Below are 19,744 nucleotides of genomic sequence, written 5' to 3' on the forward strand. Positions count from 1 at the left end.
CACGCAGGCTTCCATTGATTTCGACTATAAAATACAAGTTCATTGCAGCGTTTCCTCTTGCGGCATCGCCGCATAGACAAGGTTCGGCTTGGCTCGTGTCAGGCCGCGAGGTGATGATCCTTGGGCGGCAATTCCTGCTCCGCATCTATCTGCGTGAGAATGCCATGGAGCCCGTATTTGAGTAAGAAAATGCCTTCGACAACGGGATCCGCAAGGTCGCTTTCGGCGAGATATCCGCATTTTCTGTTTTCAGGATCAGTGACGTGGCGCAAACTCAGGAGATCATGGAGGGTCTGTAGTTCACGCTTCAACTGGCGTGTTAAAACCGTACCCGCACAAACATCTTCGAGCAGTTTTTTAGACCGGTTGAACGCCCGTTGGCCGCCGAGAATAAATGATGCGGCCCCGATCACCTCCCAATTATCTTGCAGGAAGCGATTTACGGCACACAGGTCTGCATTTTGACGGTAATCAAACATCTGGAATGTCTCTTTTTAATGCCGCCCTATTGACGGCTCAAGCGCGCGGTATGGGCCTTTCTCTCAGACCACGCGGGGTGTCCCTTACTCTTTTCGGCAGGTCGTTTTTTGTTTTCTTGCTGCTCACAAAGAGGCAGCGGGGAAACAAAAAACGACCTGCCATTCGATACTCCTTTGGGGTATCCGCATTTCGTGTTGGCGGGCATCGGTTCGCAAATAAAAGGCCTATATCACCCCGCCTTTCCAGCGGAGTAATGCACTTGCTACACCGCGATTTTCGCCGATTTTGCGAAAGCCTCGACGAGGCTAAATCCGACTCAAATCAAGGATGCCCAGGCAATAATTCGGGTTCTCCGGCGCAAGACTGAGGCAATCTCAGAGATCGAGGCGCGTGCAAACCAAGAAGCTTAGTGCCCGTCCTACTGCGGTGAACAATGCCCGAAATGGGGCTGAATAGGTTCAGCACTTCTCTGATCCACGAAGCCACCCCGTCCTCGCTGGGAAGGCAATACGACCCAAGAGCTGAAGGTGATGCCCGGCCGCTCAAAGTGGCAGATGCACATCCTGACCGTTGCCGACCGAGGCGGTGTGCGCCTGTTTGAACGCCCACCCAACCGAAAGAGCGCGACGTTGGAGTGCGCAATGAAGCCCTTGGTGCCTCGCTATGCGGTGCTTTGCTCTGATGGTGCCAGCGCTTATGCGAAGGTTGCCTCTCAGCGTGGAGACGAGCATTTTGTCATCGGCAGCAAACTGGGCAAACGTATCGCAGCCGGGAACCACCACATCCAGAATGTGAACTCGCTTCATGCCCACTACGACAAGTTCATAAGACCATTCTGCTGACCAGCCACGAAGAACCTCAACGGCGACATACGCTGGGTCGAGGTGCGCCCTTCTGGGATGGCACTTGCGGAAGTAATCTGGTCGTTCGCAGCACTTATCTGATGTGAAATATGCCGCACGAATGGCGGCTTCGAACCCACTTTATCTGTTTTCTGTGTCGCAGTGAATGGTTGGTTTTGGGAATTGGTGTCGCTAAGATCACAAGATGAAGAGTAGAAACACATAGTCTTCGAGACTTCAGAGAAATTCTGCTGTGCTCCTGCGGAACATTTCCGCCCATAGATTTGCCTTCAATCTTATAGACCAATAAGTCACGCTTAAATTTTCAGGTCAGGGTAAGGGCCGCATTCAGGACACCATTGTGCTTTCAACCCATTTGACCTTTTCAGTAACGCACTTTGGCGTGGTCCAGACGCAATATGCGGACTTTTCGGTCAAGACCGGGCAAGTAGCCCGCACTGCGCCGTATGACTATTCGTTACCCTCGCCGCGTCATGCGGTCAGGGTGCGCTCTCACGCGCACGGTCCCAACAGTGACGCTGCTTGGGCCGCGTTGCAACAGCGCTTGGTTTCAATCGTCGTAGGCTACCCTAACGGGTCAATAGACTCAACCTACGTGGATCATCCGTGGCATTTGGGACAAATTACGCATTGGCATGACCTAAGAAAATTTTCATAACAATTTGCCACCGTCCCTCACTCTTGATCAGCGAGAAGTAATCGGTGAAGGTCGTCCCAAAACAATCATCCTCAACCTTCACGACGGCGATATCGCCAGTCATATCAATCGAGATTATTTCAGCATCGTAGGGTATCCTGGGCGGTTTCATGACTTTGACCTCAAGCGACTTGATGAACTCCGCGCAATCGAAGAACTCATATTGGCCGTTATAATGGCCAGCCTGCATGCAAAGCGGATGCATCGATTTCTCTATCCATTTCATTCTCCTTTTCGAACCTGCACGCAAGCGATCGCCCCGTTAATGCGCTATCATTACGTGGCGTACGGCTGTGTAATCTTCCAAGGCGTACATCGACATATCTTTGCCGTAGCCCGATTGCTTCAAGCCGCCATGGGGCATTTCGTTCACAAGCATGAAATGCGTGTTTACCCATGTGCAGCCGTAGCGCATGCGGGCGGACACATCCATCGCGCGGCTTACGTCCTGCGTCCAGATCGATGAAGCGAGGCCGTAAACACTGTCGTTAGCCCATTCTACCGCTTGATCGGTATCGGAAAAACGCGTGACAGATACAACTGGGCCGAAAACCTCGCGCTGCACGATTTCATCTGATTGCAGCGCACCTGCGACGATCGTCGGTTGGAAATAGTAACCGGGACCATCGTGCAGCCCGCCGCCGGTTGTGATCTCCATATGTTTGTGTTCCCGAGTACGCTCGACGAAGCTGGCTACACGATCACGTTGACGCAGGGAAATCAAAGGTGGTATTTCGTTCAGCGTGTCATCGGCATTGTCGTAAACGATACTTGAGACGGCAGCCGACAATTCAGCCACCAGTTTTTCATAGATTTTAGGGCCCGCATAAATTCGGCAGGCGGCGGTGCAATCTTGGCCTGCGTTGTAATACCCGGACGCTTTCAATCCCTCGACAACACGACCCAGGTCAGCGTCATCAAATACAATTACGGGGGCCTTGCCGCCCAATTCAAGATGGGTGCGTTTGACGGTTTTTGACGCTGCTTGCAGTACTTTTTTACCGGTCGCCACGTCGCCCGTAATTGAGACCATGTCGACATCCGGATGGCTGATCAGGGCGTTACCGACACTGGCACCTTGTCCCACAACGACATTTACCACGCCTTCAGGCAGAATATCTGACATGATTTTGGCCAATGCCATCGCGGTTAGCGGTGTTTGTTCTGACGGTTTCAATACAATTGTATTGCCGCCCGCCAATGCCGGAGCCAGTTTCCACGCCATCATCATCATTGGATAATTCCACGGCGCGATGGAGGCGATGACACCAATGGGGTCCCGGCGGACCATGGAGGTGTGCCCCTCCAAATATTCACCCGCTGCGGAGGTATGCATGTTGCGCACCGCCCCCGCGAAATAACGAAAGCAATCTGCTACTGCGGGAACTTCTTCGTTCCGGACCTCGTTGATCGGTTTACCACAGTTGAGCGCCTCAAGCTGGGCGAGATTTTCAAGGTTGGCCTCAATTGCATCGGCAATCGTCAGCAATTTTGCGGATCGTTCAGCAGGTGTGGTACGTGACCACTTGGTAAAGGCGTTGCGCGCGGCAGCGACTGCACGATCAATCTGACCAGTACTTGCCTCAGGAAGGGTCAGGATCACTTCGCCTGTGCGCGGATTCAACACGTTCTCTTCCGTTTCAGTACCAGCTTCGAACGACGAACCGATGAGCATATTGGTTTCCATAGAATACTCTCTCTTTATTTTGTTATTTCCCCTGACCAGCCACGGTGTCGGTACCGCGCGTCAGGTAGTAAGCGCCGAGGATCGGCAGAAATGTGACAAGGACAACGACCAAAGCAACCACGTTGGTGACGGGGCGTTGCCGTGGACGCACCAATTCCTCAAGCATCCAGATCGGCAAGGTTTGTTGTTGTCCGGCAGTAAAGGTCGTGACGATGACCTCGTCGAATGACAGTGCAAACGCGAGCATGCCACCCGCCAATAATGCAGTCGATATATTGGGTAGAATGACATAGCGGAACGTCTGAAAGCTGTTTGCGCCAAGGTCCATTGATGCTTCTACAAGGCTACCAGACACACGACGAAACCGCGCCACGGCGTTGTTGTAGACGACAACGACACAGAACGTCGCATGGCCCAAGACGATAGTCCAAAAACTGAACGGGATATCAGCGAGGTTGAACGCCGATCGCAATGAAATACCCGTGATGATGCCCGGCAACGCGATAGGCAGGATCACCAGCAGTGAAATTGCCTCGCGCCCGAAGAATTTTGTGCGGCTGACTGCGGCGGCACAAAGCGTCCCGAGGATAAGGGCAATCACTGTTGAAACGCTTGCAACTTTTAAGGACAAACCCAAAGCTTCCCAAACATCTGTGCGTTCCCATGTCACGGCGAACCATTTCAGGGTAAAACCGGGGGGCGGCCATTGGTAGGATTTGTCTTCGGTGGTAAATGCGTAGACGAAGATTAGCAGGATCGGTAAGTGCATGAAAGCAAGGCCAAGTCCGGCGGCTATTTTGAGGCCAAAGGGCGCGCGATCAGAGTGCATCAAAGGCTCCTTGACGTTTTGCAATCCATAAATACACGATCATTAAAACAATCGGCACAACCGCGAAGGCAGCGGCGAGCGGGATGTTTCCCGCAGTGCCCTGATAGGCATAGACTGCTTGTCCGATAAAGCGGCGCGACGACCCGACGATCTGCGGAATAATGTAATCCCCCAGCGTCAGCGAGAACGTAAAGATGGAGCCTGCGATTACACCCGGCAAAGCTAACGGAAACAGTACGTGGCGAAAGGTCTGATAAGGGCGCGCGCCAAGGTCTCCTGATGCTTCCAACATAGTGTGGGGAACGCGTTCCAGCGATGCTTGAATAGGCAAAATCATGAACGGCAGCCAGACGTAAAGGAACACCAGAAACGTCCCTGTCGCACTGACGGACAAGGAATTGCCGCCAATAATTGGTATCGAGAGGTAGGCATTCAACAGCCAACTCAGATGCAAGGTTTCGAAAAACCAATTCAAGATACCTTCTTTGGCGAGGATCAACTTCCATGAGTAAACTTTGACCAGATAACTGGACCAAAGGGGCATCATCACACCAAGGTAAAAAATCGCCTTCCATTTTCCGCGCGCATATCGAGCGGCGAAAAAAGCGACAGGAAAGCCGATGATTGCAGCCCCGACAGTGACAGCGACAGCCATAACAACCGTGCGGATGATGATGTCGAAATTGGAGGGGCGGAAGAGTTCGCCGTAGGTTTTCAGGGTGAGTTCGTATTGGATCACACCGGAAAATTCATCGATCGAAAAGAAACTTTGCGCCAGCAGCGCGAATAATGACCCAAGATAGATAACGCCAAGCCACAGAACGGGTGGCAGGATCAACGCAAGCACCAACAGGTTTGGTCTGCGCCACAGCGTGTCGGAAATACGGTTCAACGCGCTCATGATGCAGCCATCAGATGCAGATCGGCGGCGTTCCAATCCACCTGCACTGTGTCTCCAGCTTTGGGAATTGCGGCAGCTTTGGGCACCAACATAGTCATCGCCACACTGCCAACAGTCATCGAAACGCGGGTTGCGGCGCCCAGAAAGCTGACGCTTGTGACCTGTGCCGCGTGCCCCTGTTCTGCCAAAAATACGGCTTCGGGGCGCAAGGAACCGTAAGTGTGTTCTCCCGTCAATTTGATCATAAATTCGGGTGGCAGCACATTGGAAGATCCTACAAAATCGGCCACAAACGGGTGTTCTGGACGATAGTAAATATCTTCGGGTGAGCCGATCTGCACGATGTGCCCCTCGTTGAACACCGCGACACGGTCGGCCATCGACAACGCCTCGCCTTGGTCGTGGGTCACGAAAACGAAGGTGATACCAAGGCTGCGTTGGAGAATTTTTAATTCCTCTTGCATTTGTTCGCGCAGCTTTAGATCCAGCGCGCCGAGGGGTTCATCCAACAGTAACGCCTTGGGCTTGTTAACCAATGCGCGCGCAAGCGCGACGCGCTGGCGCTGGCCACCAGACAATTCTGACGGCTTGCGGCTGCCATACGCACCGAGCGCGACCATTTCGAGAGCTTCATCGGCATCTCGGTGACGAACAGATTTGGCAACGCCTGCCACCATCAACCCGTAGGCGACATTGTCGCGCACGTTCAAATGAGGAAACAGCGCGTAATCCTGAAATACGGTATTAACGGGGCGTTTGTAAGGAGGAATGCCTTGAGCGACTTCGCCATAAATATTAATTTCACCAACGGTCGGGCGTTCAAATCCGGCGATCAAGCGCAGGGTGGTTGTTTTGCCAGACCCGAAGGCCCAAGCATTGCAAAAAATTCACCCTCGGCGATATCAAGGTCAATGTTGTCGACGGCTTTCACAGCACCATAGTGGCGCGAAACGCCGGATAGGCGGATGGCAGATGTCATAATTATTCCAGATGGTTGTCCGCCGCCTTGAAAGGCGGCGGGCGGGTAAGATCAAGTGTTAACGGCCGCCAATTACGCCAATGTAATCTGACACCCAACGATAATATGGCACACAGGTTCCCTGACTTTCGCAGGATGAAACTGGCGTTGTCCAAAATTTAATACGGTCAAAATCATCCAGGCCGTTGGCAGTACAACCTTCGGCAGTTTGCATGCCGCGACCATCGGTGCAGGCCGCAAGTACGGAAGGGTTTGCGCCAAACCAGACCGAAAGGTCAGATTGCAAATTTGAGGCCAGCGTGTGTTCCATCCACATGTAGCTGCAATTCGGATTCTCAGCGTCCACATGCATCATTGTGGAATCTGCCCAGCCAGTCGCACCCTCTTGTGGAATGGTAGATGCAACAGGCGCACCATCGCCTTGCAACAGACCGACCTGAAAAGGCCACGTACCGGATGCGGCCATGCCTTCATTCTTAAAATCATCAATCTGGATAAAGGCGTCGTGCCAATAGCGGCTGACGAGTTTACGCTGCCCGCGCAGCAATTCAAGAGCAGCCGTATACTGGTCATCGTTCAATTCATAGGGCGATGTGATACCAAGTTCAGGGTTATGAAACATCAGATAATTAGCGGCATCGGCAATGTGGATCGGGCCGTCATAGGCTTGAACGCGGCCCTGGTTCGGTTGGCCGTCGGGAAAATCCATCGCTTTGAACACGACGTCCCAACTGGTCGGAGCTTCAGGGAAGACTTCGGTAGAATACATCAACACATTCGGCCCCCACATATAGGGAACGCCATAGTGCGTGTCGTTCACATAGTGCCACGGTGCGTTTTTTAGGCGGTCATCGACGGTGGACCAACTTGGGATCAGATCAACGTTGATCGGCTGCACTCGGTTCCCTGCCACCATCCGTAAGGACGCATCGCCCGAGGCCGTGACCAGATCAAAACCGCCCTCGTTCATCAGGGCGACCATTTCATCACTGGTATTGGCTGACTTGACGTTGACCTTACAACTGGTTGCCTCTTCGAAACCGCTAATCCAGTCAAAGTCCGGCGAAGTCTCGCCGCGCTCGAGGTAACCGGGCCATGCCACGATGTTCACTTGACCCTCGCCTTCACCGATATCTGTGACCATCGTTTGCGCCATCGTTTGGCCGGCAAACGACAGCCCGATTAAAACAGAAACGCTGGATTTTAGAAAATATTTCATTGGTAGTTCCCCCATGCGGATGTTTTCGGGCGTATTTTCTGCCCGTTATTGATCATAGGATGGCGGAACTATTTGATCCAGACAAATTCATTTATCAGAAAGGTGATATCGTTTTTTCCGATAGCACTGTGCCTGGCACGTTTCAGGTTTCCGCGAGTGAACGGTGCGCCTGTGCGACAGATACAAACTCGCGCGCGGCCGCCGATAATTTTGACCCCTTACGCCAGACGAGCCCGACTTGAACGACAGGCAGCGCGCCGGACACATCGCGTGCCTCGATGCGGTCCCCTTCAAGTGACCAAGGCCGATATACAAGATCGGGTAACAATGCCACACCTGCACCGGTGGCGACCAGTGATCGCACGGCTTCCACTGATCGTGTGCGAAACGCCACTTTGGGCCGCGATCCGAACACCGATAATAACTTTACAGCTTCTTGTTCCATTTCATCAATGTTCAACATAATCAAAGGTTCGTCACTCAAATCCGACAGGCTAATACTGTCTTGATTTACCAGTCGGTGACCCATTGGCATCCACAAACGATAGGGCGACACATTCAGCGTTTCTGTATGCAACGCATCACGCTGTGTCACTCGTGATGTCATCATCACAGCAACATCCATCTCACCGCCGATAAGCAGATGTTCAAGGTATTCACTGGAATCCTCAATCGCACGTATTTCCACTTCTGGGTTGGCGCGGCGGTATTTCGCCAGCAAATCTGATATCACATACCCCGCCACAAGCGATGTCAGGCCAAGATGTAGGTTGCCGCTTGTTATGTTGTCTTCATTTGCGAACGCCTGTCGCGCACCGTATACATCCGACAGGATCGTGGTTGCATGGCGCAAGAACTGATGCCCTCGGTGGGTGATCCGTAGTCCACGCGAATGACGATCAAATAACTTCACCCCCAGATCAGCCTCGAGGTCTTTGACGGCTTCGGTGACGGTACTTTGTGAGATGAGCAGCGATTGCGCGGCGGCACTTACGGAACCCTGTTCGGCAACCGCAACGAAATAACTTAACTGGCGGATTGTGAATGACACGTATTGGGTCGCCTTATTGTTCCAGAGTAAACCTATAGACCAAGACACATGCGCTCAATGGTGGATTTTAGAACAACCAAGCTGGGCAAATACTATCATGCTCTAATCGACCCATTTTAAGCGACTATACTGCCTATTTTGGGCTGCCAAAATTCTGACCAGAAAGTTACCAAACCAGACACCATCAAAACTCAATTGAAGGTCTGCTTCCTCCGCAAAGCAGCCCAACACAATATGCGGACCCCCCGTATTCTTATCCTTTCCCCTACCCGCTTATGGGCAGATAAAATGGGCCAATGGCAGACCAGTCTCTGTCTTGCGGTTTGCAACACCATCCGAGTTCCATAGGGCGGATGTGGCCAAGAACACACGGTATGAAGGGCAGCCTGGATGCGCCCAGTCTCAAACCTTCCCTTCAATTCACCTGGTGCGTATTCTTTTGCAGGACGATACCAATCCGGCATAAATATGCTTTCCAAGTGCTCTCACTCACACCGATCAAAGCCGCGGGCAGCTCGACAATCTTATCTATAACAGCGCCAATTTCTTCGAGCGAGGGATCGACTGAGACCGTAATTTCGGCAGCAAGGATCGCCCGCCAAACACCTGAGATTGCTGACCGATACGCGCCGCCCGAGCTTTGGTGAACTTGCGCCAACTTGGGAGGCAGAACCGCTTCCACATCCCCAGATTTGCGATAGCGTGGACCGGCCCCGATCCGCTTTGGCGGCAGAATGCCGCTTTCAACAACGGACGGTATCTCAAAAAGTTGGTCAAACACCCTGGCACCTCGTCGAAGGGATAGGCGAGAATTCCCTCCTTTTGCTTCCGCTTCAAGCGACCACACCCACGCCGCAGTAATGTCGGCAGGCCGAAGCCCCGCGGCAATCGCCGGAGTCTTGAGACCTCCCCAGGCGTGCTCGATTGTATCCCTTTCGCCGGCGTCCCGGATCAACATGCGCAAAAACTCCCAAGGGTTCTCTCGGTAGCCATACTGTGCCAAAATCCGCACGACTTCTTTGCGCGCCAGCTTGTAAACGCGAGCGCTTGGAATGCGGCTATTAAACTGCGGATCAAGCTTTTCGAAGGCCTCGGGGAAAAGCTCATCAAATTCAGCAATCAAAACCCGATTGAGGCCGCCAGCCGCGTGACCAAAGAGGCTCAGGCAAGCCCGAGTCTGAGGTGAGAATGTCTCTATTTCAGGGATGTCAGAAAGGTACATTAGGAGTCCTTGTTTGAGGATTACGAGGTTGAGTTCAGATGAGGTCGCTGATGTCATCGGCATTCGCATAGCGTTCGACCATGGTGTTATGTGCTTGGGCGTAGCTTTTCCTGATCGACGCACTCGATCTATATTTGGCTTTTATTTTTTCAGAGATATGGTGGTTTGATGCGGCCGCGTATTCGAGGCCAAAGGGCCCCATATCGCTGAACTCATCGTAAAGGAGGGTGCGTGCGATATGCCCACCGGTGCCGGCAACGGCGCACCATGCACCGCTGTACCATGCATAAACACAGGGTGTTCCACCGTAGTTCACATAAAGCGGTCGCTGGTCCGCGAAGGCTTTCTCACGGAGATTTACGAGATAACGCGGATCTTGGTCTTGGAGAATGAGCGCATCAATAAACTGGTTCCAAGGGGGCGTCAGCGAGATTTCCAGCGGTTCATAAATCTGATGCTCCGTCTTCTGCGGCACATACTTAAAACGGTACACACCTTGGGCCTGATCATAGAATAGCCCTGCCCCAAAGACATGATGTTCCACAACATCGCCCGGCCTGGCGGGCACCGCGCAACCGATCGCGATCGCGGCCGCACGATTGCGCAAGTTCCACCGCTTCGCAGGACTGCTTGCCAATTGCGCTTGTGCGAGAACTTCTACGGCTTCAGCCAAGAGCGACGTTGTCGTCCCGGCATCCACAATCTTGCTGAACTTCAGCGGTTCTTGCGCTGCCTCAAGGCGCGTCAGTTCCGTATAGGTGTTCCCAAGAGCCATCACGACATCATCTGAACTGCCGTGCGCGCTGGCGAAGCGTCGCATTTCTTCCCAAGTCGAGCGCAGATAGGACCATCGTGGAACGCCGTCATTCCTCGCTGCTGAGCGTGCTCGTATATCATTGTAGAGCGCTTGTTGCGCAGGACGCGATCCCAAATCTGGCGTCAGTCCAGCCTGCGCAGAGGACCATACGAACATTCCAAGGCGGTTTTGCATGCGCTTGTGTGTTTCGGATGCAAATACACACTCTTGATGCAAGGTCTGTAGCGTCTCCTGCCAGGCATCGGGCAGCCCATCGACACCCACCGAAACGCTCCGACTATAGGCTCTATTTCGGCCTTTCGTCACGCCCTTAAAGTTGGCTTGGTGTTCAATTTTTAGTCGCGCTTTTTGGAGCGCATCCTGCAGCGCGGAGCCAGCGCCGAATTGATTGAGGGCGCGAGCCAGCAATTCCACCTTCCGAGAGGATACCACTGAGAGCACTGTAAACGCGTCGACATCTACATAACCCGGCTCAGTGAGGCCATGTTCCGCACAGAAGCGCATGAACAGCTCCAGCACTTGCAACTCATCATCCGTCACCACACTCAACGCGGGGTGATCAAGCAGGTGCGCCATATGCTCTGCGCGCAGCAGAATGCTACGCGGCGTCATTTCAACGCCCTCATACGTTTAATTAGTTCATCCTGACCCGCTTTGATCAACTTTGGCTTATCCAGCCAGGCGTACTTCTGCGCACAAACAGGAACGGTGTTCCCCAGCATATCAGCTGCTAACTGCAGGTTATTCCAATCTGACGCGAGCAACAGCGTGGCGTATCCATGCCGCCACCGATGAAAGGACATCGGCAAGCCTGCGCTCGAAGCCGCACTCTGGAACCACGTGTCAAACAGCCCGTTGCCAAGCCTTTTCCCCGGAGTGGTCACCGCAGGAAACAGATAGAGATTGTCGTCAGCGTGCTCAAAGAGCGGTCGGACCTTGCGCAAATACCAAGCCAAGACCTGCGGGCCGTAGAGCTCTTTGCGAAGTGCGGTCCTCTCACCAGATTTACCTGCCTTAGTCTCGTCGGCAAAAAGGTGAAACGCGTAGTCTGGCTGCGCTTTGGTGGGCGTAAAAAAATTCCGTCGAGAGCCGCGCAAGCGCAGTTCGAGAACGTTTGACAGACGGATCGGCCTACCGGCCCATTCAATCGCAGATGTCGCAGCGCAAACGCCCAGCTTCCTGATCTGAGTCCGTTCTTTGCTTAGCAACGGACGACCCTCATCCGCCGCGTGACTGAAGATTTTTTCAGCTTGCGCCATAAGAATTCTATGCATGTTGGTGAACCGACGTTCGCGATCGGGGGTATTCATCAAGGATGCACACCACACCTTGCTCGCCTCGGTCATGCCACGACCAAGGTCTTTACCTTGCCTCAGAAAAATACTCGATTTGAACGTCTTGTAGATTTCTGCCGTGTCGATTCCGTTACGCGAGAGGACGACGAGTATTTCGCTATAGTAATCATAGGCACTGACTTGGCGGATCGTGCCCTGAAGATGCTCAACCGCCTGGGTCTGACGGATCGTTGCTTTAAGGTGGTCGATGGAAAATAGCCCCGCGACATCATTTACAGTCATCAGATCTTCCACGGGATTGTCATACCCCTGCGCCGGCTCCGCGGGGCATTGCGTAAGCAGCCGAATGTGATGGCGCAGCGCGGAAAGATAATGTGCCCGTGTCACATCTTTAATGGTCTCGCTGTCTTTGCCGGCGACCAGGTCCCGCTCCGATCCTGCGATATGCGCCATCTCGACCAAAACCGCATCAATATGTGCTGGCAACGCATCGTATTGCCGAGACGTAGGGAAGACACAGATCGGCTCTTTGGGCAGCAAATCGGCAAACTCAGCTATGAACGAAAATTTCTTCAGAAACTTCTGCGCCCGTCGTAGAACCCGTCGGTCTTGTGGCGTCGTGAAACCTTGCTCAAGGCGATAAAGCACATCTGGATCCGCCAGATTCCATGGCTCAATTTCAACACGCCGCCCGATGTCTGCAAGCGCGCTGAACGGCGCAAGCGAAGCAGGATGTATAAACCCGGGGTCCTGCGTATGGAGGCGTGCTGCCGTGAACAGTTCACTCCAGCCGTCTCGCCGTGCTTGGCGCTGTGCTTTTTCTTGCGTAACCTGTCAATCGCAGAGTAAAAAGGGACCAGATCGCGGCGTAAAATTGGTCCACTGAGTTCTCGGATGTTCTGCGCTTTGGTGCGCGTGCCCCCAAATAGCTAACGCGTGCCAAAGCGCATGTTGGCCCATGGGCCAACATTGTTCTGATCTTGATGTGTTTTGACTACTGGCGGTTCTTACGACTGTGTTTGAGCCTATAGCTTTCGCCGTTCATCTCAAGGATGTGGACGTGATGTGTCAAACGATCCAGCAAGGCTCCCGTGAGCCGCTCTGAGCCAAAGACTTCGGTCCATTCATCAAAGGGCAGGTTTGAGGTTATGATGATGGAACCACGTTCGTAGCACTGCGAGATCACCTCAAAGAGCAATTCTGCGCCGGATTTACTCAGAGGAACGAAGCCTAATTCATCAATGATCAACAGATTCTGGCTCGTCAGTTGCTTTTGCATGCGCTGCAATCGGAGCTCATCTTGGGCTTCTATCAGATCATGAACCAAGGCTGCCGCCGTCGTGAACCGTACTTTCAACCCTCTTTGGCACGCGGCTAATCCAAGTCCTAAAGCTATGTGGGTCTTGCCCGTTCCCGATGGGCCGAGGGCAATAATGTTTTCTCTGCGATCCACGTAGTCACATCGAGCCAAGTCCATCGTCAGTGGCTTGTTCAAGCTGGGCATGATCTTGAAGTCAAAACTATCCAGGCTTTTGGTGCTGGGGAACTTCGCCGCTTTGATCCGCCTTTCGATCATCCGCCGTTCGCGGTCAATTAACTCCATCTCGCACAGACGCGCCAGATATTGGATGTGGTCCTTATTCTCAGCAGCACAGATTTGGGCTTGTTTTGCGTACTCTCCTTGGAACGTTGGCAAGCGCAACTTCTTGAGGTGGTGGTGCAGAAGGATTTGGGGAGCATCTGTCATGCCGTGGCTCCCAGCAGGCTCATGTAACTGGATGGGCGTGTCGTGCCGACATTGGCCTTAGGCAAATACGGGTAGAAGTCCAAATCCAATCGCGGTGGCCGCTTCTCAATACGGCATAGCACAAGGTGTTTTACGGCATCATAGCCAATAGCGCCCAGATCAATGGCATGCTGGATTGCGCCTTGCACAACGTCCATCTCGAATGTTTCCAAAAGGCGCAGAACTTGAACGTATTCTCGCTTGCCCGGTTTGCCCATTCTGGCTTCGAGCAGTCGGTGCAGGGTGGCGAAGGCATCCGGTAGATTCCAGCCCTGCAAAGGGGCTGCCTGATCCAAAGCCCCCACCTTCTGCTCAATCAAGGGCAGGAAGTGGAGCGGGTCAAAGATCATATCCGCGGATAGGTAGGATCGTTTGTGCCGTGCAACGATCTCGTTACCGCAGCCGATGATAACCTCATGTACAAACCCACGCACATGAACATCGTGGTGTGCATAAGCCACCGGCACCGAGTAGTCATTGCTGCGATAGCGCACCATCGAGATCGAAGTGGCCCGTGTGTTGACATGGTCGCAGGCTTCATATTCCGCCACGGGCAACCCCATCAGCGCATCAAAATCGGATACCAAACGTTGACCTATGGTTTGGGTGTGGCCGCGCAAAGTATCGTCCTGACGTGCTAAACACTTCGCTTCCAGATGGGCGTTCAAATCATCAAAGCTGTCACAACGCGGCGCAGGGACCATGAAGTTGCGACGCGTATATCCAACCATGCCCTCAACGTTGCCTTTATCGTTTCCTCGCGCTGGTCGCCCGAACTTGTCATCGAACAGGTAATGGGATTGCAGCTCAGTGAACCGACGTGTGCGAATACGCGTTCTGTCCCCGAGTATCCGCGCAACGGCGATCTTGGTGTTGTCGTAGAGAATGGACTGCGGAATACCATCAAAGAACGCAAAGGCGGACACATGGCCGTCGCAGAATGCTTCCGTCGTCTCGGCAGGGTATCCCTTAACGAACACCGCATCAGAATGCGGTAAGCTCATTACAAAAAAATGGATCTTGCATTCCACGCCACCAATCACGCCAAGTGTCTCACCAAAATCAACCTGCGCGTGGCCTGGCCGATGCGACAACGGTACAAACACCTCTTTAGTGCGTCGCTTTTGTTCGCGAACGTAATAGGTCACTGTCGTCAAGCTTCCCGCGTACCCGTGTTCATCCCTCAAACGCTCAAAAATACGCTTGGCGGTGTGGCGCTGCTTTTTGATCAGGGCCTTATCTGTACGCAGTATATTATCGATGACACCAACATAATCATCAAGCGTTGGGCGACGCGGGGCTTCTGAACGCCGATAACCAGGAGGGAGCTCATGCCGCAACATCTTGGCTATCGTTTTGCGATCCTTGTTGAAATAACGCGCCGCTTCTCGAGTAGACATCCCGTCCTTCAAACAAGCACGGCGCACACGATTATAAATATCCACAGAATACATCTCCCGCCCTCCGAATAAACGAAGGACACAAACTGGCGGATTTTTACTCCGCTACAACTGCGATACGCAGCCGCTTCTGTGGCCCATTATTGCTCCGCGTTTTACACAACAGGCTAAAATCCGACAGGCGGTGGTGCTGGAGCGGCTACCGTACGTCACCCATTGCTCCCGATAAGAGAAAAATTGAAATCGCGGAATATTGACGCCAGTTTGAAGGCAATGAGAGAAAATCAGAACCAATTATTTTCGAAGCACAAATAAAACCCTGATTCATCTAAAGCAGGCTGCAAACTGGTCGAAAATATTGCCACCTTAAATTTGCGCTGACCACTATCCGTCCCAAACGATGGAAATCGGGGTGCCCGTTTTTGTGTCACGCAAGTAGACCTTAACGCTTGATTTCATCATCGAAACTGCTTGTCGAGTGGGGGCGAACTCAAATGAGTACGGAGCGCTCTCACGCTCGGCGGCCCAAGCCCCAAACCCTTGATCAAGACGAACCTTCAACATTGACCCGTTCGACAATTCTACTATGAGCCTTCGTTCGTGAGGACAGTCCCTCGGCTCTGAAATATTCAATTTAATACTGGAGTCGATTTCTCTTATTACCTGCTCTCTGGAACGATTGTCAGGCCAATTGTCCCAAATAGATCGCCCGTAATCCCTATTTTCTAATCGGGTTGTAGAAATAGAAACCGTTGTAGTTGCTGTCATATTTGGTGCGCTTTTCACAACTGAAATAGCCAAAGCCAAGGACAGAGGCGATTTCACATATCGGTCCGCATATTCGAGCTTTAGAACAGTTACGCCATCAGCAAAGGTCTGAGGGCGCAATGATCTGATTTTTTTCCAGAACTTCAGGCCAAAATCTTCAATTCTTCCATCGAGTTCCGAGTGGAATTCATGAACAATTGCGTTTGCTTCTCCAAAATCCATCAGCTTATTTATTGATATCGGAAACAGCTCTGTACCAGAATCCAATTTTCCAAACAGAATTGGCCCGCTGGATGCCCTTCCCCAATCCACCCCCACCAACGCAGATTTCGGATCGCTTGCCACTAAGGCTGATACAGTATTTCCCGTTTTTTCTTCGATTATTTGAGGTAACTCAGAGAACTTTGGAGCAAAAGGAACTCGTACAAGCTTGGCATCTAATCGCGCCAAAACTCGCAACAAATCTCTCTTATGGGACTGTCTCATTGCGCTTAGAAGGTCGTTCGGCACTGCGATGGATATTTTACAAGTAGGTGGAAGGAGCTTTAACGCTGCTACTGCACGCCACTCAGAGAGGTCGAGCGTTTCACAGTTTCCATGGAGAAACACCGTAATTGCTTCGGGAGGAGTTCCCCTAACTTTAGCAAGTATCCATTGCACCGCTCCACGATGTAAAGCAGTTGTATTATCGCCAAATACACGTAAATTGGATGGTAATCCCAACTTGTTGAGAACCTCTTTTTTCAAGATGGACAGTGCACCAGCACGATCCATAGGGGTGCCGTCATGCTGCAGATCTGGCCTCAGAATGCAATCGGGACACCCGTTTGTGCACTTGTTACAATCCAGAATGTTTTCTGCATCTTGTAGCAACTGCTCAATCATTCCTGGTGATCCGGCAAGTGTTGAAAACCCAGCACCACCTGGCGCCTTATCGAAAAGCAGAATTGAAGCGCCCGAAACACCACTCTCGAAAGTCGCGTGCTGGATTGCCACGCCAATTTCATCATGAGCTTGGATACCCAATTTCATTGAAAGCGCTTCTCGAATTGCAGACCCCAGCGCCCACGCCACCGAATTTTCGACTTTCTCCAATGGAAAAAGCTGAAGTTCAAAAATATCAGAATGCGTCTCATACCCCAAATGCACATTTCTTTGGATAGCACGGCTTGTGGGATCCAATCCAATACACTTTCCATCATCTCTGCGCGCTCGGTCGGTCCGAACAAGAGGGCTGTGGTTTTTCATTCCTGTGGGCAACGCGTAGCTTTCGCCATCAATGATCCCACCAGGATCCTTTTCGGCATCCGCCCGCCCACAGGCGAGACAAATAGCAAATCCTTCTGCCCACGGCCCTGAAGATCGCTGCAGTATTCGTCCCATTCTTGAAGAACGAATGCGCCCCAAATCTGGATCTGACAAGCTTTGCCACTCAGCATCGCTGACTGACAATCTTGGCCGTTCTGGCGCGACCCAGTTCAATTGTTCATACGCAGTATGTGGCACGCTATCTTTTGACAAAAACCCAGACGGTTTAAGTATTCGGCGGCGACGAGTAACTTCCAATGGGGCATCGCATTTTGGGCAAGTTTCTCGCCAAGCGGTATCCAATCCGTGTTCGCCACAAGATCCGCAAATCCACATATCTCTCAGGTCTTCGCCAGGACTTGTATGAGATGCCCATGAAGGGAGAATTCCATCCGACCGATATACAAGGCCATCGACCACGACTTCTGAGCCTGGTGCATAATCCCGCAGGGCCACATCCAGGGAGCGGCTGGGGCCACTTGCAAAGCGCGTCCCCTCCTCACGAACGCTTTCTGATGGTGCCTCTCCAATATAGGAAAATCCAACCACATCGATTGGAAACCCGTAACTTGGTGTAAAGCCTCTTCGTGCAAGCTCAGCCAATAGAAATTCTTTACGCATCCTGCTTGATTGAGATTTAAAAAATCGGGATTCCGCTGTCGAATTGACCAATTCAGCAACACTCTGTGATTTCACTAAAGTTAAATACTCGTTTGACCACGAACTTCTTAAGGTACTGAAGGCATCACATGTTGCTTCTGCCAAGCCGTCAATTTCACCTGACAACGGAGTTCCAGTCAACAAGCTTTTTAGCCCATCAGAAACACGCCCTGATCTCCCCCAGTCACCTCTGAGAGCGTCAATTAGCCGATCAGCCACACAATTTTCTGCGAAAGGGTTTTTTAAATCCACTTCAGCTTTGGCTCCGAAAAAGTCACCGGCGCCTGTACCAAGTTTAAGTCCACCATTGTCAGCAAGGAACCGGCCCAGGAAAAATGCGTTTACATGCCTTTGTAAGATTACTCGGCTATCCAGATTAACCATGGGCGCCGCAATACTTGCCTCTAAAAGTACTGCGGGATCGTTCCAAACTCTGCGGTCAAGAGGAAGATCCCGACAAAACGTAAATGCAATAGCCCAAGGTTCACCTCTACGCCCGGCGCGCCCAATGCGCTGTCTATAGTTGGCCGGCGAAGGTGGCACATTGGTGTTAATAACTGCTTCGATTTCCGCTAAATCAACCCCCATTTCCATCGTCGTAGAACAGTTGAGAAGGTTCAACTGACCATCGCGAAACTGATCTTCATAAGTTTTAAGGCTTGGTCTATCTATTTGAGCTGAATGCTCTTGGGCTCGCAAAACTGGAGTAAATTCCGCGACTGAATCATGCAAATTTCCCCACTGCCCCATTGCACGTAGTTTGCCGACAAGGGGATCGGTGTCACACCAAATTCTTACTTTTTTTCTATCGCCTAAGCTCAAGCCACCAGGTTTTGAAACAATCAGTTTGGGGACTTCAACCCACTGGTCTATTTCGTGACCATCCAAAGATGTTGGCGAAATATTCCCAGGATGGGAAGACAACATTCGGCGTGTTGACGGGCAAATCCCAGCTCTTTGGACCGACCTAAATTCTGCAAAGCCCATATCAACTACCCATCGGGTATCATTTGAGTTTTCAATCACTTTAGAAGCGCTTAAATTTTGCCACATCGTTAGAAGCAAACCGTCAATTTTACTTTTGCCACTGTCCGTTTTCGGATCAGCCTCAAGCAGGCGTCCAATCAATCGGACCATAGTGGAGCGTTCCGAGCGTTTTGCTGAAGGCCAGTGCACCGGATTCTTTCCTGTGACATCGCTATTGCGCGTTTCCGGCCCGTAAAGAGTTCGAGATTTTTCCCGTGGGCTAATCCAATGCGGAAAATTGACCGGGTACCTATCGGCTTTAACCGCAAAATTTGAGCGGAAAGCTGCGTCAATTGCTACCTCGTGTAAAGCAATCCAATCTTCCACCGAAAGCTTAGACTTTACAAAATCATCGGGTAGTTTTCCAGTTTTCAGTCTCTGTTCAAGTTTGGGCCACGCCAGCTTTGCCAAGCCCATAGTTTCGGCATTGTTTTGTTTTTTGGGACGCCGAAAAAACTCACGCAGTAGAAGCATTTGTGCCATTTTAACAGGGTCTTCCGCAAGAACATGGCCGCCCTCGCCTCTGTTTTTCCAGGCAGGCTGGATATGCGGGATTTGTGGATTTTTTGCCAATATGGCAACCATTTCATCCCAAGTTACGCGACCTATACCTCCGCTAAGCTCGCTCAATTTCGCACGCTCCCTTGCAAGAGTGTCCGCTGGTAAAGCATCTCCTAAAGCCACCAGCTTAGCCATTGTAGCCTCCTGAGCCGCTATCTCATCGGGATCTCCTGCTTGGCCCGCGCTTTGGACAGC

The 19,744-nt window shown here is 52.0% G+C and carries 16 protein-coding genes; 1 reads left to right on the forward strand and 15 read right to left on the reverse strand.

The window, feature by feature from the left end:
- Positions 1-98 precede the first annotated feature (98 nt).
- Positions 99-479 carry a hypothetical protein gene (locus RC74_RS17475; RefSeq protein WP_062628337.1) on the reverse strand — a complete coding sequence of 127 codons (381 nt, stop codon included), beginning with the start codon at positions 477-479 and terminating at the stop codon, positions 99-101.
- Between the two features lie 531 nt (positions 480-1,010).
- Between RC74_RS17475 and RC74_RS17480 the strand changes: the two genes are divergently transcribed.
- On the forward strand, positions 1,011-1,322 hold the full coding sequence (locus tag RC74_RS17480; RefSeq protein WP_052274659.1) for a hypothetical protein: 312 nt from the start codon (positions 1,011-1,013) through the stop codon (positions 1,320-1,322).
- Between the two features lie 644 nt (positions 1,323-1,966).
- Here the strand turns inward: RC74_RS17480 and RC74_RS17485 are convergent.
- The 14 genes from RC74_RS17485 to RC74_RS17545 form a co-directional block, all read right to left on the reverse strand.
- A complete protein-coding gene (locus tag RC74_RS17485; RefSeq protein WP_052274658.1) occupies positions 1,967-2,266 on the reverse strand; it encodes a nuclear transport factor 2 family protein in 300 nt (99 codons plus the stop codon).
- 36 nt (positions 2,267-2,302) lie between these two features.
- Entirely contained in the window at positions 2,303-3,727 is a 1,425-nt protein-coding gene (locus RC74_RS17490; RefSeq protein ID WP_039000938.1) for a gamma-aminobutyraldehyde dehydrogenase, read from the reverse strand.
- Positions 3,728-3,749: 22 nt separating this feature from the next.
- Positions 3,750-4,556, reverse strand: a complete 807-nt coding sequence (locus RC74_RS17495; protein WP_039000937.1) for an ABC transporter permease — start codon at positions 4,554-4,556, stop codon at positions 3,750-3,752.
- Positions 4,546-5,457, reverse strand: coding sequence for an ABC transporter permease (locus RC74_RS17500; protein WP_082802349.1), 912 nt, complete (start codon positions 5,455-5,457; stop codon positions 4,546-4,548). The genes RC74_RS17495 and RC74_RS17500 overlap by 11 nt, the downstream gene beginning before the upstream one ends.
- On the reverse strand, positions 5,454-6,293 hold the full coding sequence (locus RC74_RS17505; RefSeq protein WP_335339551.1) for an ABC transporter ATP-binding protein: 840 nt from the start codon (positions 6,291-6,293) through the stop codon (positions 5,454-5,456). The genes RC74_RS17500 and RC74_RS17505 overlap by 4 nt, the downstream gene beginning before the upstream one ends.
- On the reverse strand, positions 6,290-6,436 hold the full coding sequence (locus RC74_RS23595; protein ID WP_335339552.1) for a hypothetical protein: 147 nt from the start codon (positions 6,434-6,436) through the stop codon (positions 6,290-6,292). Before RC74_RS23595 ends, RC74_RS17505 begins: the two co-directional genes overlap by 4 nt.
- Before the next feature lie 58 nt (positions 6,437-6,494).
- Positions 6,495-7,655 carry an ABC transporter substrate-binding protein gene (locus RC74_RS17510; protein WP_039000933.1) on the reverse strand — a complete coding sequence of 387 codons (1,161 nt, stop codon included), beginning with the start codon at positions 7,653-7,655 and terminating at the stop codon, positions 6,495-6,497.
- A gap of 142 nt (positions 7,656-7,797) precedes the next feature.
- Positions 7,798-8,706 (reverse strand): LysR family transcriptional regulator, encoded by a 909-nt coding sequence (locus tag RC74_RS17515; RefSeq protein WP_039000931.1) that lies wholly within the window; start codon positions 8,704-8,706, stop codon positions 7,798-7,800.
- A 415-nt stretch (positions 8,707-9,121) separates the two neighbouring features.
- The gene (locus RC74_RS17520; RefSeq protein WP_062628338.1) at positions 9,122-9,928 is read right to left on the reverse strand and encodes a hypothetical protein; all 807 of its coding nucleotides are present in this window, start codon (positions 9,926-9,928) and stop codon (positions 9,122-9,124) included.
- Between the two features lie 34 nt (positions 9,929-9,962).
- A complete protein-coding gene (locus tag RC74_RS17525) occupies positions 9,963-11,357 on the reverse strand; it encodes a hypothetical protein (protein ID WP_039000928.1) in 1,395 nt (464 codons plus the stop codon).
- Positions 11,354-12,580 (reverse strand): site-specific integrase, encoded by a 1,227-nt coding sequence (locus tag RC74_RS17530; RefSeq protein ID WP_156477508.1) that lies wholly within the window; start codon positions 12,578-12,580, stop codon positions 11,354-11,356. The genes RC74_RS17525 and RC74_RS17530 overlap by 4 nt, the downstream gene beginning before the upstream one ends.
- Before the next feature lie 454 nt (positions 12,581-13,034).
- Entirely contained in the window at positions 13,035-13,787 is a 753-nt protein-coding gene (gene istB / locus RC74_RS17535) for an IS21-like element helper ATPase IstB (RefSeq protein WP_062628126.1), read from the reverse strand.
- Positions 13,784-15,280, reverse strand: a complete 1,497-nt coding sequence (gene istA / locus RC74_RS17540) for an IS21 family transposase (protein ID WP_062628125.1) — start codon at positions 15,278-15,280, stop codon at positions 13,784-13,786. Before istA ends, istB begins: the two co-directional genes overlap by 4 nt.
- Positions 15,281-15,610: 330 nt before the next feature.
- Positions 15,611-19,684: a DUF1998 domain-containing protein gene (locus RC74_RS17545; protein ID WP_062628339.1), complete on the reverse strand. Its 4,074-nt coding sequence runs from the start codon at positions 19,682-19,684 to the stop codon at positions 15,611-15,613.
- Between the last annotated feature and the right edge of the window lie 60 nt (positions 19,685-19,744).

Origin of the sequence: Falsihalocynthiibacter arcticus (genome assembly GCF_000812665.2) — a bacterium.
Taxonomy (GTDB): domain Bacteria; phylum Pseudomonadota; class Alphaproteobacteria; order Rhodobacterales; family Rhodobacteraceae; genus Falsihalocynthiibacter; species Falsihalocynthiibacter arcticus.